The 14,371-nt window shown below is 75.4% G+C and carries 15 protein-coding genes and 1 pseudogene; 3 read left to right on the top strand and 13 right to left on the bottom strand.

Annotated features, from left to right (window positions below):
* Window positions 1–220, top strand: a pseudogene (locus CK505_RS18575) (hypothetical protein); the annotation flags it as partial.
* On the opposite strand, the gene CK505_RS16185 reads toward CK505_RS18575, so the two are convergent.
* The 8 genes from CK505_RS16185 to clpS all read right to left on the bottom strand — a co-directional run bounded on the left by CK505_RS16185 (window position 189) and on the right by clpS (window position 6,083).
* On the bottom strand, window positions 189–836 hold the full coding sequence (locus CK505_RS16185) for a 3'-5' exonuclease (RefSeq protein ID WP_020380579.1): 648 nt from the start codon (window positions 834–836) through the stop codon (window positions 189–191). The pseudogene CK505_RS18575 and the gene CK505_RS16185 sit on opposite strands and share 32 nt — an antisense overlap.
* Before the next feature lie 22 nt (window positions 837–858).
* The gene (locus CK505_RS16180; RefSeq protein WP_035928873.1) at window positions 859–1,731 is read right to left on the bottom strand and encodes a phosphotransferase family protein; all 873 of its coding nucleotides are present in this window, start codon (window positions 1,729–1,731) and stop codon (window positions 859–861) included.
* A 27-nt stretch (window positions 1,732–1,758) separates the two neighbouring features.
* Window positions 1,759–2,403: an RdgB/HAM1 family non-canonical purine NTP pyrophosphatase gene (gene rdgB / locus CK505_RS16175; protein WP_035928872.1), complete on the bottom strand. Its 645-nt coding sequence runs from the start codon at window positions 2,401–2,403 to the stop codon at window positions 1,759–1,761.
* Window positions 2,396–3,181, bottom strand: coding sequence for a ribonuclease PH (gene rph, locus CK505_RS16170; RefSeq protein ID WP_035928869.1), 786 nt, complete (start codon window positions 3,179–3,181; stop codon window positions 2,396–2,398). Before rph ends, rdgB begins: the two co-directional genes overlap by 8 nt.
* A gap of 56 nt (window positions 3,182–3,237) precedes the next feature.
* Entirely contained in the window at window positions 3,238–4,065 is an 828-nt protein-coding gene (locus tag CK505_RS16165) for an MBL fold metallo-hydrolase (RefSeq protein WP_095651717.1), read from the bottom strand.
* A 59-nt stretch (window positions 4,066–4,124) separates the two neighbouring features.
* Window positions 4,125–5,069, bottom strand: coding sequence for a glutamate racemase (murI, locus tag CK505_RS16160; protein WP_035928866.1), 945 nt, complete (start codon window positions 5,067–5,069; stop codon window positions 4,125–4,127).
* A gap of 115 nt (window positions 5,070–5,184) precedes the next feature.
* A complete protein-coding gene (locus tag CK505_RS16155; RefSeq protein WP_017833242.1) occupies window positions 5,185–5,745 on the bottom strand; it encodes a DUF2017 domain-containing protein in 561 nt (186 codons plus the stop codon).
* The gene (gene clpS / locus CK505_RS16150) at window positions 5,745–6,083 is read right to left on the bottom strand and encodes an ATP-dependent Clp protease adapter ClpS (RefSeq protein WP_017833243.1); all 339 of its coding nucleotides are present in this window, start codon (window positions 6,081–6,083) and stop codon (window positions 5,745–5,747) included. Before clpS ends, CK505_RS16155 begins: the two co-directional genes overlap by 1 nt.
* Window positions 6,084–6,147: 64 nt before the next feature.
* Between clpS and CK505_RS16145 the strand changes: the two genes are divergently transcribed.
* Together CK505_RS16145 and CK505_RS16140 are read left to right on the top strand one after the other, a co-directional pair.
* Window positions 6,148–7,488, top strand: a complete 1,341-nt coding sequence (locus CK505_RS16145) for a nicotinate phosphoribosyltransferase (RefSeq protein ID WP_255250985.1) — start codon at window positions 6,148–6,150, stop codon at window positions 7,486–7,488.
* 126 nt (window positions 7,489–7,614) lie between these two features.
* On the top strand, window positions 7,615–8,226 hold the full coding sequence (locus CK505_RS16140; protein WP_095651716.1) for an isochorismatase family protein: 612 nt from the start codon (window positions 7,615–7,617) through the stop codon (window positions 8,224–8,226).
* 55 nt (window positions 8,227–8,281) lie between these two features.
* Here CK505_RS16140 and CK505_RS16135 read toward each other — a convergent pair whose 3' ends face one another.
* The 5 genes from CK505_RS16135 to CK505_RS16115 form a co-directional block, all read right to left on the bottom strand.
* Window positions 8,282–10,084, bottom strand: a complete 1,803-nt coding sequence (locus tag CK505_RS16135) for a DEAD/DEAH box helicase (RefSeq protein WP_095651715.1) — start codon at window positions 10,082–10,084, stop codon at window positions 8,282–8,284.
* Window positions 10,085–10,205: 121 nt separating this feature from the next.
* On the bottom strand, window positions 10,206–10,541 hold the full coding sequence (locus CK505_RS16130) for a DUF3039 domain-containing protein (protein ID WP_035928859.1): 336 nt from the start codon (window positions 10,539–10,541) through the stop codon (window positions 10,206–10,208).
* A gap of 57 nt (window positions 10,542–10,598) precedes the next feature.
* A complete protein-coding gene (locus CK505_RS16125) occupies window positions 10,599–12,254 on the bottom strand; it encodes a hypothetical protein (RefSeq protein WP_303621213.1) in 1,656 nt (551 codons plus the stop codon).
* A complete protein-coding gene (locus CK505_RS16120) occupies window positions 12,236–13,093 on the bottom strand; it encodes an ABC transporter ATP-binding protein (RefSeq protein ID WP_035928856.1) in 858 nt (285 codons plus the stop codon). Before CK505_RS16120 ends, CK505_RS16125 begins: the two co-directional genes overlap by 19 nt.
* 168 nt (window positions 13,094–13,261) lie before the next feature.
* On the bottom strand, window positions 13,262–14,224 hold the full coding sequence (locus CK505_RS16115) for a tetratricopeptide repeat protein (protein ID WP_017833250.1): 963 nt from the start codon (window positions 14,222–14,224) through the stop codon (window positions 13,262–13,264).
* Between the last annotated feature and the right edge of the window lie 147 nt (window positions 14,225–14,371).

Raw genomic sequence — 14,371 nt, 5'->3', positions numbered from 1 at the left:
CGGGGACCCGCAGGCCGTGTTCCGCCGCGCGGTGGAGCTGGCCACCGCCGGCACCGGCCAGCCGGCCGCGGCGGGGGCGATCGCCGGCGCCGTGACGGGCGCGGCCCTCGGGACGGCCGCGCTGCCGCCGGAGTGGCGCACCCGGCTGGACGCCGGGGACGTGGTGTCGGAGACGGCCGAGCGCTGGCTCAGGGAAGTGGGGGCGCCGCCAGCCGCTTGACGTTCAGTCCCGCGCCGGCGAGCAGCTCCCGGACGGTGCCCGCACCGGCCCGGTGGACCAGGTCCACCACGATCCCCGCGCAGGCCCGGGCGTCCTCGAGGGCGTCGTGGTGGCGGCGCAGCGGCACCCCGGCGGCCTCGGCCGCCCGGGGCAGCGCGTAGGACGGCAGGTCGTAGCCGCGCCGGGCCAGCGCCAGGCTGCACGCATACGCCAGCGGGGCGTGCCGCGTGTCCGTCTCCGCGCACGCGGCGCGGATCACGCCCATGTCGAAGGCCGCGTTGTGCGCCACCACGAGCTCGTCGGGGTCCTCGGCCAGGATCCAGTCCTCGATCCGCGGCCACAGCTCGGCGAAGCCGGGGTGGCCCGCCACCGTGTGCTCGGTGATCCCGTGGATGCGCGTGTTCCCGGGGTCGAAGTCCGCGCGGGTGCGCGGCGGGCGCATGTAGGCGGAGCGCTCCGCCACCACCCGGCCGCCGCGGACCCGCACGAGGCCCACGGCGCACGGCGAGCCGATGAAGCGGTTCGCGGTCTCGAAGTCGATGGCGGTGAAGGAGAGGGACGACGGATCCGCGGCGGGCCGGTCGGTGGTCGTGTCGGGGGAAGCGGGACGAGGCACCGGAACAGCCTACTGCGCCCGCTCAGGCGGAGACACCGCGCAGGTTGGTCTCGATCCAGTCGTCGGCCCGGGCGATGGACTGGTTGACCTGGGCGGTGTCGAGGTCGTGGTGCAGCGCGTAGGCGACCGCCTGCAGCGGGAACGTGCGCGCGTGCAGCCGGGCCCGCTCGTAGACGGTCTCCGAGACGGCGGCGCGCAGGGTGTCCCAGCCGTACCACAGCCCGAGGGACGCGGCGTCGTGCGCGGGGTCGGACAGACAGGCGTGGTCCCAGTCGATGATGCCCGTGAGCTCGTCCCCGTCACCGTCCCACAGCATGTTGTGCCCCATGAGGTCCCCGTGCACCAGGGTCGGCACCACGGTCGGCAGCGCCGCGAGCTCGGCGACGGCCCGCCGCGCGGCCTCCTGGTTGCGGGGCAGCAGCCGCGGGATGACCTCGTCGAGCAGCACGTGCCGCCGCCGGTGGCCGCCCCAGTGCTGGCCGGGACGGTCGAGGTACCGCGCGAAGCCGGAGGTGTCGACCTCGGCCAGCTCGGTCAGCACCCGGTGCAGCACGGCCGGGTCGCCGTGCCCGGGCGGGTGCGGGTGCCCGGGCAGCCACGTCAGGCCCACCCCGGTGTAGCCGTGGGAGACCACCACGCCGGTGAGCGGCCGCGGGGTCGCGAACGAGAAGCGGGGCAGCCTCCGCAGCACCTCCGTGCGGCGCTGGACGTGCTCGCAGACCGTGGCGTTCTTGGCGATCCGCACGGAGATCACGTGGCCCACGTTCACCACCACGTGGGCGGACCCGCCGGCGTGGACCTCCCACTGGCCGGGGTCGGCGCTCATGCCGGCTTCGCGCAGCACGGCCTCGACGGCGCCGGCGAACGGCAGGTGGTGGAGCTGCGACCAGGGCATGGTCAACTTCCTCGGTTCGGACGTGGGTCAGTCGGGGACGGCGGCGGGGTCGAGGGCGGTCAGCAGGTGCGGGAGCAGGGCCCGCATCGCGCGCCCGCGGTGGCTGATGGCGTTCTTCTCCGCGCGCGTGAGCTCGGCGCAGGTCCGGTCGGACCCGTCGGGGCGCAGCACGGGGTCGTAGCCGAAGCCGCCGTCCCCCACGGGCTCCCGCAGCAGGGCGCCGCGCAGCGTCCCGGTCTCCACGTGCTCGCGGCCGTCCGGGGTGACGAGCGCGGCGGCGCACACGAACTGCGCGCCGCGATGGGCGTCGGGGACGTCGGAGAGCTGGGCGAGCAGCAGCCGCAGGTTCGCGGCGTCGTCGCCGTGCCGGCCGGACCAGCGCGCGGAGAAGATCCCGGGGGCCCCGCCCAGCACGTCGACGGCCAGGCCGGAGTCGTCGGCCACGGCGATCAGCCCGGTCGCGGCGGTGGCGGCGCGGGCCTTGAGCAGGGCGTTGGCCTCGAAGGTGGTGCCGTCCTCGACGACGTCGGGCGCCCCGGCCGCGGCGGCGTCCACGACCAGCCGCTCGACGTCGGCTCCGGGCAGCGCGGGCGCGAGCAGGTCCCGCAGCTCGGCGAGCTTGCCCCGGTTGTGCGTGGCGAGCACCACCCGGGCGCCGTGGTGGTCACCCATCGCCGGCCTCGCGCAGGGTCTCGACCTGGATCTGGGTGAGCTGGGCGCAGCCGGCCAGCGCGAGGTCGAGCAGGGCGTCCAGCTCGGCGCGGTCGAAGGGGGCGCCCTCGGCGGTGCCCTGCACCTCCACGAAGTCTCCGGACCCGGTGACCACCACGTTCATGTCGGTCTCGGCCCGCACGTCTTCGACGTACGGGAGGTCCAGCATCGGCACGCCGTCGATGATGCCCACGGACACGGCGGCCACCGTGTCGGTGAGCGGCTGCGCGCGACGGGCGACGAGCCCCTCGGCCCGGGCCCACCCGATCGCCTCGGCGAGGGCCACGTAGGCGCCGGTGATGGCCGCGGTGCGGGTGCCGCCGTCGGCCTGGAGGACGTCGCAGTCGAGGACCACGGTGTTCTCGCCGAGGGCGGAGAGGTCGATGACCGAGCGCAGGGAGCGGCCGATGAGCCGGGAGATCTCGTGGGTGCGCCCGCCGATCTTGCCCTTCACGGACTCGCGAGCGGACCGGGTGGACGTGGCCCGCGGGAGCATCGCGTACTCGGCGGTCACCCAGCCGCGGCCCTCCCCCTTGAGCCAGCGCGGGACGCCTTCGGTCACGGACGCGGTGCACAGCACCCGGGTGCTGCCGAACTCGATGAGGGCGGAGCCCTCCGCCTGCTGGGACCAGCCGCGGGTGATCGTGATGGGTCGCAGCTCACCGGGCGAACGGCCGTCCGACCGGGTCACCCCCGAGGTCGAGAGGGCCGGTGCGGTCTGGTCGACGGGGGAATCCATGTGGTCCACCTTACCCCGCGGCACCGACCGCCCGGCCCGGCCGCCGGCGGCGGGGCTCACGGCCCGACGGCGGCCGCGGGACGGCCGCTCCCCCGCCGGACGATCCGGTAGGTGTAGGCGGGCTCGGCCACCCCGATGGGTCCCGCGAAGACCTCCTGCGCCTCCTCCACGGCCCGCGTCGGGGAGTTCCACACCGGCAGGTGCGTCAGCAGCAGCTGGCGGGCCCCGGCGTCCCGGGCGGCCTCCGCCGCGCGCCGGCCGGTCAGGTGGATGCCGCGCAGCGCGTCGTCGCGGCCCTCGTGGTAGGCGGCCTCGCACAGGAAGACGTCGGCGTCCCGCGCGGCGCGCACGAGCCCCTCGCACGCGTCGGTGTCCCCCGAGTAGGCCAGGGTGCTGGGGCCCATGACGCCGTCGTAGTCGATGCGCAGGGCGTAGGGCTCGGGGGTGGGGTGCTCCACCCGGAAGGGCGTGATCGCGAACGGCCCCACCCGCACGGGCTCCTCCGGGACCCAGGTGTGGAAGTCGAACTCCCCGTGCATCCCGGGCTCCGTGGGGAGCCCGTGGGTGCTGCTGAGGTACTCGTGGAGGCCGGTGGGCGCCCACAGCGGGATCGGGGGTCGGCCCCAGCCGCGCGGGTCCCACTTGATGGCCACGTGCAGCCCGGCCAGGTCGATGCAGTGGTCGGGGTGCAGGTGGCTGACGAGCACGGCGTCGATGTCGTGCAGGTCGATGTAACGCTGCAGCACCCCGAGGGCGCCGTTGCCCATGTCCAGCAGGATGCGCCAGGTCCGTCCCTCGGCGTCCTCACCGCTGACGAGGTAGCAGGAGGCCGGGGAGTTCGGCCCCGCGAAGGAGCCGGTGCATCCGATGATGGTGAGTTTCATGGGCGAGAGCCTTCCAGGAGGTGCCGGTGGGACGGCGGCCGCACCGGCCGCGGAGCTGCTCAGGGCGCGGACGGGCCCGCTCCCCCGATCATCTCCGGGGTGATCCGCGCGAGCGAGCCCGTGGGGTACTGCTCCGCCACGGAGCTGGTGTGCCGGACGCGGGCGACCTCCGGCCCCAGGAACCGCCGGGCGAGGACCTCGAAGGACGCGGCGTCCCCGGTGGCGAGGAACTCGTGCCGGGCGGGCCCGCCCGGCACCCCCGGCTCGCGCTCGAGCCCGTGGCTGACGAGCGCCCGGTAGACGTCCTTGGCGGTCTCCTCCGCGCTGGAGACCAGCGTGACGGCGTCGCCCATGACGTAGGAGATCACGCCGGTGAGCAGGGGGTAGTGGGTGCAGCCCAGCACCAGCGTGTCCACGTCGGCCTCGCGCAGCGGGTCCAGGTAGGCCTGGGCCGTGGCCAGCAGGCCGGGCCCCGTGGTGACGCCCGCCTCCACGTAGTCGACGAACGCGGGGCAGGCCACCGAGTCGATCCGCAGGTGGGGGGCGGCGGCGAACGTGTCGTCGTAGGCGCGGGAACCGACCGTCGCCTCCGTGCCGATGACGCCGATCCGGCCGTTGCGGGTCGAGGCGACCGCCCGGCGCACCGCCGGCTGGATGACCTCGACCACCGGGATCCCGTAGACCCGGGTGTAGCGCTCCCGGGCGTCGCGCAGCACCGCCGCGGACGCCGTGTTGCAGGCGATCACGAGCAGCTTGACGCCGGAGTCGACGAGCTCGTCCATGATCCGCAGGGCGTGCGCCCTGACCTCGGCGATCGGCAGCGGCCCGTAGGGCCCGTGGGCGGTGTCCCCCACGTACACGATCTCCTCGTGGGGCAGCTGGTCGATGATGGCGCGGGCCACGGTGAGACCGCCCACCCCGGAGTCGAACACGCCGATGGGTGAACCGGGGTTGGGGCGCCGGGCGGCCCGGCCGCCGGCCCCGAAGACGTCGTCATCCTGCATATCGTCAAGAGCGTAGTCCCGGGCGTGCCGCCGTCCCAAACCGCGCCGCGGCCGTGCCGCCGTGAGCCGCGTCACCCCCGGCCGGGGCGGGGGCCGCCCGGGGTGTCGTGCCCGGTCAGTCCCGGGGCAGGTCGTGGAGGAGGGCCTCCATGAGGGTCTCCTGCAACCACGAGACGAAGTTGTACAGGAGCGACATGTACGTCTCGACGTCCTCGATCGCGGACCAGTCGTCGTAGCGACCCACGCGCTCGGCGTCGGCCTCGCTGCGGATCCCGAGCCGGTCCGCCAGCACCAGCCGCACGTCGTTGAGGGCCTGCCCGAAGGCCTGCGCCTGGGCGGGGTCCAGCCGCACGGGCTGGGCCTCCAGCGCGAGGGCCGCCTGCTGCAGCACGCCGCGCTTGGTCTCCCGCAGCCCCCGCTCCGTGTACCGGCGGAACTCGGCGGCGCGCTCGGGGTCCAGGCTCCCGTCGGGCAGCAGCCGCCGCAGCGCGGAGTCGTCGGGGACGGTGGCGTCCCCGGACACGCCGAGCATCCGCTCGAGCGAGTCCTCCGAGGCCGGCTGCTCGGGGGCGAGCGCCTGGGCGACGTCCGCGAACAGCTTCTGGAGCAGCTCCTTCTCGGGCTCCTCGAAGCGGGCGGTGATGCCCCGGCGGGTGGACCGGAAGCCCTGCGCCATCAGTGGCCCCCCGCCTGCTCGAAGGTGGCCCACAGTCCGAAGCCGTGCATCGCCGCGGTGTGGGTCTCGGCCTCCTCGAGGGAGCCGCTGGCCACCACGGAGCGCCCGTGGTGGTGGACCTCCAGCATCAGGGAGCGGGCCTTCTCCTCCGGGTAGCCGAAGTAGGAGCGGAACACGTAGGTGACGTAGCTCATGAGGTTGACGGGGTCGTCCCACACGACCACGTTCCACGGTGTCTCGGTCTCCGTGGCCACGGACGTCGCGCCGGTGGGCCGGGTGCCGGTCTCCGGGGTGGCGGTGGCCGCGGGGCGGGCGGCGGCGGGAGTAGCGCAGTGCATGGTCCGTCCATCGTAGCGAGTGCCGGAGGCGGGGCGCACCGGCGGCGTCGCTAGAGTGGTGCCCGTGAACCAGCGCAGCCACCGGTGGGCCCCGCCGCCCACGTCCCTGATGACCGACCACTACGAGCTGACCATGCTGCAGGCCGCCCTGCACGCCGGCACCGCGCAGCGGCGCAGCGTGTTCGAGGTTTTCGCCCGGCGGCTGCCCGCCGGGCGGCGCTACGGCGTGGTGGCGGGCACGGGGCGCCTCCTCGAGGGGCTCGGGAGCTTCCGCTTCGGCGACGAGCAGCTGCGCTTCCTGGCGGACACCGGCGTGGTCAACCGCGCCACCCTGGACTACCTCGCGGACTTCCGCTTCACCGGCTCGATCTCCGGCTACGCCGAGGGCGAGGCGTACTTCCCCTCGTCGCCGCTGCTCGTGGTCGAGGCCACCTTCGCCGAGGCGTGCGTGCTCGAGACGTACTTCCTGTCGGTGCTCAACTACGACAGCGCCGTGGCCTCGGCCGCCTCCCGCATGGTGGGTGCCGCGGCGGGGCGCCCGTGCATCGAGATGGGCTCCCGGCGCGCCCACGAGGAGGCCGCCGTCGCGGCCGCGCGGGCGGCGGTCATCGGCGGCTTCGACTCGACGTCGAACCTCGAGGCCGGGCACCGCTACGGGATCCGGACGGTCGGGACGGCCGCCCACTCCTTCACGCTCCTGCACGACACGGAGGAGGACGCCTTCCGCGCCCAGCTCCAGTCCATGGGCCGGGACACCACCCTGCTCGTCGACACCTACGACGTCGAGACCGCGGTGCGCAAGGCCGTGGAGCTCGCCGGTCCCGGGCTGGGCGGCGTGCGCCTGGACTCGGGCGACCTCGTGACCCAGGCCGCCTGGGTGCGCGGGCTCCTCGACGAGCTCGGCAACCCGGACACCCGCATCACCGTCACCTCGGACCTGGACGAGTACGCGATCGCGGCCCTGAACGCCGCGCCCGTCGACGCGTTCGGCGTGGGCACCCGAGTGGTCACCGGCTCCGGCGCGCCGACGTCGTCGATGGTCTACAAGCTGGTGGCCCGCGAGGACTCCTCCGGCGAGCTGCGGCCCGTGGCGAAGGCCGCGAAGGGCAAGGTGTCCGTGGGCGGGCGCAAGCACGCACTGCGGCGCCGGGACGAGCGGGGCACGGCGACCCACGAGATGGTCGGCATCGGCCGGCTGCCCGACGACGACGGCGACGACCGGCCGCTGCTGGAGGACTTCGTCCGCCGCGGCGAGCTGCTGGACGGCTGGACGGGCCCGGAGGGGGTCCGCCGGGCCCGGGGGCGGCACGCGGCGTCCGTGGCGGAGCTGCCCCGCTCGGCCCGGCGGCTCAGCGAGGGCGACCCCGTGATCCCGACCGTCCTGGGGCCCGAGGCCCCGGCCTGAGCGGCCGTCCGGGCGGCGTGCGCCGGGCGGGATCCGCCCGGCGGCACCCGCCGGAGCAGCACCACCGGGCGAGAAGCACCGGGCGAGAGGCACGAGCGTGAAGCATCGAACAGAGGGAGGAACACCATGAGGACCGCACTGATCGTCGTCGACGTGCAGAACGACTTCTGCGAGGGCGGCTCGCTGCCCGTCGCCGGAGGCGCGGCGGTGGCCGCCGCCGTGTCGGAGCACCTGGAGGACCACCACGGGGACTACGCGGCCGTCGCGGCCACCCAGGACTGGCACGTCGACCCCGGGGCGCACTTCTCCGACGAGCCGGACTACGTGGACTCCTGGCCGGTGCACTGCGTCGCCGAGTCCCGCGGGGCCCACACCCACCCGGACCTGGACACGGACTGGATCCAGGCGTGGTTCCGCAAGGGCGAGCACGACGCCGCCTACTCCGGTTTCGAGGGGCTGCTCGCCCCGGACGCGGACGTGCCGATGGGCGACGACGAGGACGTCGACGACGAGCCGGACGTGAGCCTCGACGACTGGCTGCGGGAGCACGAGATCGAGGCCGTGGACATCGTGGGCCTGGCGACCGACCACTGCGTGCGGGCGACCGCCCTGGACGCCGTCGAGGCCGGCTACGACACCCGGGTGCTGGTGGAGCTCACCGCGGGCGTCGCCGCGGAGTCCACGGAGCGCGCCCTGCGGGAGATGGCCGAGGCGGGGGTCGAGGTCGTCCGGTCCTGACCCGTGCCCGGCAGCGGACCGCCCCGTCCCGGGCGGTCCGCGTCCCGGGCGCGGCTCACTTGCGCCCGATGAACCAGTCCTGCAGCTTCTTCACCCGCGCCTGGAGCTGCGCCTCGTTGGCCTGCGCCACCGCGGGTCCGCCGCACACCCGGCGCAGCTCGTTGTGGACCATGCCGTGCGGGGTGCCGGTGCGGGACGCCCAGGCCGAGACGTTCTTGGACAGGGTGGCGCGCAGCTCCTTGAGCCGCCGGTGGTCGGGCACCGCCGGCTGCTCCGGGGTGCGGGCGGCGCCGGGGCGCCGCCGGGCGTGCTGGGACTGCCGCTCCCGCAGCAGCGCCGAGACCTGGTCGGCCTCGAGCAGTCCCGGGATCCCGAGGAAGTCCGCCTCCTCCTCCGAGCCCACCGCCACGCCGCCGCCGAAGGCGCCGCCGTCGAAGAGGACCCCGTGGAAGGACGCGTCCGAGCCGATGGCCTCGAACCGGCCCTGGGCGAGGGCCGCGGACGCCTTCTCCTCCCGGTTGGCCTCCTCGAGCAGGTCGTCGTCCCAGCCCTCCTCGAGGGGGTCGGCCGGCAGGCCGGTCTCCTCCGCGGCGGGCTTGTCGAGGGCGTGGTCCCGCTCGGCCTCCATCTCGTTGGCGAGCTGCATCAGCGCCGGCACGGACGGCAGGAACACGGAGGCCGTCTCCCCGCGCTTGCGGGCGCGCACGAAGCGGCCGACCGCCTGGGCGAAGAACAGCGGCGTGGACGTGGACGTCGCGTAGACGCCCACGGCGAGCCGGGGGACGTCGACGCCCTCGGAGACCATCCGCACGGCCACCATCCAGCGGCTGTCCCCCGCGGAGAACTCGTCGATCCGGTCCGACGCGCCCTTGTCGTCGGAGAGGACCACGGTGGGGTTCTCCCCGGTGATCCGGCGCAGCTGCGCGGCGTAGGCCTTCGCGTCCTGGTGGTCGGTCGCGATGACCATCGCCCCGGCGTCCGGCACGGTGCGCCGCACCTCCGTGAGCCGCTGGTCCGCGGCCTGGAGCACCGACGGGATCCACTGCCCGTTCGGGTCGAGCGCCGTGCGCCACGCGTGGGCGGTGATGTCCTTCGTGAAGCCCTCGCCGAGCTCCGCGGCCATCTCCTCCCCCGCGCTGGTGCGCCAGCGCATCTGCCCCGAGTAGGCGAGGAAGATCACGGGCCGGACCACGTGGTCCTTGAGCGCGTCGCCGTAGCCGTAGGTGTAGTCGGCGCTCGAGCGGCGGATGCCGTCCCCGTCCTCCAGGTAGCGCACGAACGGGATCGGCGCGGTGTCCGAGCGGAAGGGGGTGCCGGTCAGGGCGAGCCGGCGGGCGGCGGGGTCGAAGGCCTCCTGGAGCCCGTCGCCCCACGTGAGGGAGTCCCCGGCGTGGTGGATCTCGTCCATGATCACCAGGGTCCGGCCCGCCTCGGTGCGGGCCCGGTGCAGGAGCGGCTTCATGGCCACCTGCGAGTAGGTCACGGCGGCGCCCAGGTAGTCCCGGCCGTGGGAGCCGTCCGCGTTCTTGAAGTTCGGGTCGATCGCCAGGCCCACGCGGGCGGCGGCGTCCGCCCACTGCCGCTTGAGGTGGTCCGTGGGCGTCACCACCGTGATCCGGTTGACGGTCCCGCGGTCGAAGAGCTCCTTGGCCACGCGCAGCGCGAAGGTCGTCTTGCCGGCCCCGGGGGTCGCGACGGCCATGTAGTCCCGGGGCTGTGCCTCGAAGTAGCGCTGCAGCGCCTCCGCCTGCCAGGCGCGCAGCTTGGGGGCCGTACCCCACGCGGCGCGGTCCGGATAGGCCGGGGGGAGGTCGGCGGCGGCTGCGCCGAACAGGGAGAGCTGGTCGTCCTGGGACACTCTGGCGACGTCCTTTCGCTCGTGGTGCCGCGGCCTCGTGGCCGCGGTGGATGACGGGGGCGCGGCGGCGGGCCACGCAAAAGCGCCCGCCGGCGGCGGGCGCTTGCTCGGCCGGGGGTGCTCAGCCCTGGTCGTCGCCCTGGTCGTTCGGGGGGCGGAGTCCGTCGTAGATCTCCTTGCAGGTCGGGCACACCGGGAACCGCTGCGGGTCGCGGCCGGGGACCCAGACCTTGCCGCACAAGGCGATCACGGGCTCGCCGGAGAGGGCGGACTCCATGATCTTCTCCTTGCGCACGTAGTGCGCGAATCGTTCGTGGTCGCCCGGCTCCTGGAGCTCCCTGGTCTCCTCGCGCTCGATCGTCGAGGTGCCCCCGGCCGGCTGCGCCGGATCGGCACCGTACGGGGTGTCGTCCGGGCCGTTCGTCGGGGTGCCGGTGGTCGCCGCTGAGACATGCATGGGCGCCAGTTTACCCCGTCCCCGCCGGCCCCCGTGCGCCGGGAGCGCCCGTCCCGCTCAGCGGAACTGGGCGACCTCCTGGAGCAGCTCGGGGGCCCGCCGGTCGTACCAGCGCCCGCCGAGGACGATCCCGCCCCAGCACAGCAGCGGACCGAGCACCGCCCCGGCGGCCAGCCCCACCCAGCCCCACACGGGGTCGCCGGTGAAGACCTGCACGAGGAGGGGGACGGCGGCCGGCAGCACGAGGACGAGGATCAGCCCCAGCGCCACGAACTGGACGAGGACGTTCAGGACGGTGAAGCCCTGCGGTGTCTTCAGCGGGGACGCGCCCGGCGGGGCCACGGGGTAGGTGTACCGGGCGGACATCACCGAGGACAGGCCCGCCCCGCCCAGCAGCGCCAGCAGCGCGGTGCCCGCGACCCCGGGCAGCAGCTGCCACCGGCCCTCGACCGCGAACGGCAGCAGCAGCCCGGCCGCCGTGAGCGGCACGGCGATCACGAGCAGCGCGAGCACCCGGCCCGCGCGGTCGTGGACGCCCCGCACACCGGTGAGGACGTGCAGGTGCAGGGCGGTGTTGTCGTAGGACACGTCGCCCGAGATCTGGTACGCGAGCAGCGCCGCGATCATCGGGCCCAGGGCGTAGAGGAGGACGCCGCCTCCCTCCGGGTCCCGGGAGAACCACATGAGCACGGCGAGGGCCGGGATGACGAGCAGACCGGCCGAGTAGCGGGGGTCCCTGCCCCAGTAGACCAGGCACCGGGCCGCGACGGCCGCCCACGGGCGCCGGGGCGCGAGGTCGAGGAGCCCCGCGCCGGCGGCCCCCTCGCGCGGGGCCGCGGACCGCCCGCCGGCCGTGCTGGTGAGGGCCCGCTCCTGCGCGACCCGCCAGACGAGGACGAGGACGACGACGGTCAGGACCGTGACGGCCAGCCGGGCGGCGGCGGAGCCCCACCGGCCGGCGGCGACGTCGGCCGGGACCGCCCAGACGGCTCCGACCGGCGTCCACGCGAGCACGCCGGCGTACTGCGGCAGCCGGTCCCACAGCCGCTCCAGCCCGCTCAGCAGGCCGGTGAGGATCGGGCCGAGCAGCACCAGGGCCACGAGCGCGGCCAGCGAGACCAGCTCCGTGAGGCGTCGGCGGCGGCCGAGACCGACGGCGAGGGCGGTGACGCAGCGGGATCCGGTGACCACGAGGGCCAGCGCCAGCGGCACGCACAGGAGGGCCGCGAGCAGCGCGGCCGCGGACGAGCGCCAGGAGCTCACCGTGGCGAGGAGCGCCACGACGGTGAGCGCACCCGGCACGCCGACGACCGCGCCGAGGGCCTGGCCCCACTGCACCTGGCCCACGGACAGGGGCAGGAGGGCGAGGCGGGCCGGGTCCAGCGTGGCGTCGGCCCGCGCCGCGAGGATGGGCAGCAGCCACCAGGCCAGCACGGCCGCCGACCCGGCCAGCACGAGGACGGTGCGCACCAGGGACAGGTCCTGACGGCCCAGCAGGAACAGCGCGACGACGGCCAGGCCCAGCAGGAACACGAAGTAGGCTGCGCCCAGCACGGTCCCCACGAGCACCCAGGTGCTGCGGGTGAGGGTGTTGACGAGGATCCTCGCCTTGAGGCCCACGAGGCGCCCGGCCAGGGCGGCGGTGCCCGCCCGGGCGGGGGCGAGGCCCTCCGGGGCCGGGGCGAGCTCCGGGCTCACTCCGGGCGCAGCCACGGCAGGCCCTCCCCCGTCTCCCGGCGCCCGCCGACCAGTTCGACGAACCGGTCCTCGAGCGTGGCCCCGGCCCGGACCGCGTCGACCGTCCCGGCGGCCAGCACCCGGCCGCGGTCCATCACGGCGACGTGGTCGCACATCCGCTGCACGAGGTCCATGACGTGGCTGGAGACGACCACGGTCCCGCCTGCGGACACGAAGCCGTGCAGGATCTCGCGGATGTTCGCCGCCGAGACGGGGTCGACCGACTCGAACGGCTCGTCGAGGACGAGCAGGCTCGGGGCGTGGATGAGGGCGCCGGCCAGCGCGATCTTCTTGGTCATGCCGGCGGAGTAGTCCTGGACCTGGGTCCCGGCGTCGGCCGTGAGGTCCATGGCCCGCAGCAGGTCGTCGGTGCGCTCGGCCACGACGTCCCGGTCCATGCCGCGCAGCAGGCCGGCGTAGGTGACGAGCTGGCGTCCGGTGAGCCGGTCGAACAGGTGCAGTCCGTCCGGCAGCACGCCCATGAGCTGCTTGGCCCGCCGGGGCTCGGCCCAGACGTCGACACCGGCCACGCGGGCGCTGCCCGCCGTGGGGCGGAGGAGTCCGGTCGCCATGGACAGCATCGTGGTCTTGCCGGCGCCGTTGCGTCCCACGAGGCCGAAGAAGGAGCCGCGGGGGACGTCGAGGTCCACGCGGTCCACGGCGACCTTGGCCTCGGGGGTGCCGGGGCGGCCGAAGACCCGGACGAGCCCGCGCACGCTCAGCGCCGGCGGCCCGCCGGACGGGGGCGCCGGGGTGTCCGGCGCGGGGGCGCCGGTCCGTTCCGGGGCGGCCTGCGGGAGGTGCTGGTGGCTCATGCCCCCAGCGTAGGCAGGCGGGACCGGGCGCGCCTCCGGCGCGCGGCGGAGCCGGCCCCACCGGCGCGCGGGATGCGCTCCGCCGTGCGGCGGAGGACGCGCCCCGCGCGCCGGCGGACGGTGGCCGTGCGGGCGGGGCGGTCATGGGGGGGCGTCAGGGGCGGGGGCTCAGAACAGGGCACGCATCAGGGCGCCCCGGGCGGTCACCGTGCGCGGGTCCTCGGCGCCCACCACGTCGAAGAGCTCGAGCAGGCGCAGCCGGACGGCGTCCCGCTCCTCCCCGGCGGTGCGCCGCACCAGGTCCAGCAGCCGGCGGAAGGCGTCCTCCACGTGGCCGCCCGAGACGTCGAGGTCGGCGACGGCCAGCTGCGCCGCCACGTCCTCCGGGGCGGCGGCGGCCTCGGCGCGGACCGTCGCGGCGTCCAGCGGCAGCACCCGCTGGAGCAGGTGCACCTGGGCGAGGGCGAGCTTCGCCTCCCGGTCCCCGGGGTTCTCGGCGATCGCCTTCCGGTAGGCGGCCTCGGCGGCGTCGACGTCCCCGGCCTCGAGGGCGTCCACGGCCTCCTGGTGCAGCGGGGGCAGGGGCTCCGGCTCGTCGTCGGGGCGGACGGGCTCCACGGTGCCCGTGATCCCGTTCTGCTCGGCTAGCGCGAGCAGCTCGTCCAGCAGCTGGGTCACCTGCTCGGCCGGGACCGTGGAGTTGAACAGCGGGACGGGCCGCCCGCCGAGCAGCGCCACCACGGTGGGCACGGACTGCGCCTGGAACATCTGCGCGATCTCGGGGACCGCCTCGGCGTCCACGGAGGCCAGCAGGAGCCGTCCCCGGTAGCGGTCCACGACCTGCTCCAGGGTGTCGGTGAACGCCACGGACTGCTCGCTGAAGCGGGCCCAGAGGGCGAAGACCACGGGGACCCGGGTGGAGAGCTCGGCGACCTCCTGGAAGTCCGCCGCCGTCACCTCCCGGCGGTACCCGCCCGGCCGGCCCTCCCCCGCGGGCTGCCCGCCCGGCCCGGCGGCGGGCACGGCGCCCAGGTCCACCGCGCCCCGCACCGACGACGGGAGCGGGGCCTCCTGCGGCGGCGGAGCGGTCTCGGCGGTGCGGCGGGGCTGCTGGTGCTGGAACTCGTTCACGGGGCGTCTCCTGAGGGCTCGTCGACGGGCACGGCGGTCCGCTGGGCCGTCGGTGTCGGGGCGGGATCGGTGGTCCGGTCCGCCGGGCCGGGGCGGCGGCCGGCGGCGGGACGGCGCCCGGCGGGCGCCGCGGGTCTTCCACGATTA

Origin of the sequence: Kocuria sp. WN036 (assembly GCF_002287015.1) — a bacterium.
GTDB lineage: Bacteria > Actinomycetota > Actinomycetes > Actinomycetales > Micrococcaceae > Kocuria > Kocuria rosea.
This window is presented reverse-complemented; position numbering and strand designations above follow the sequence as displayed.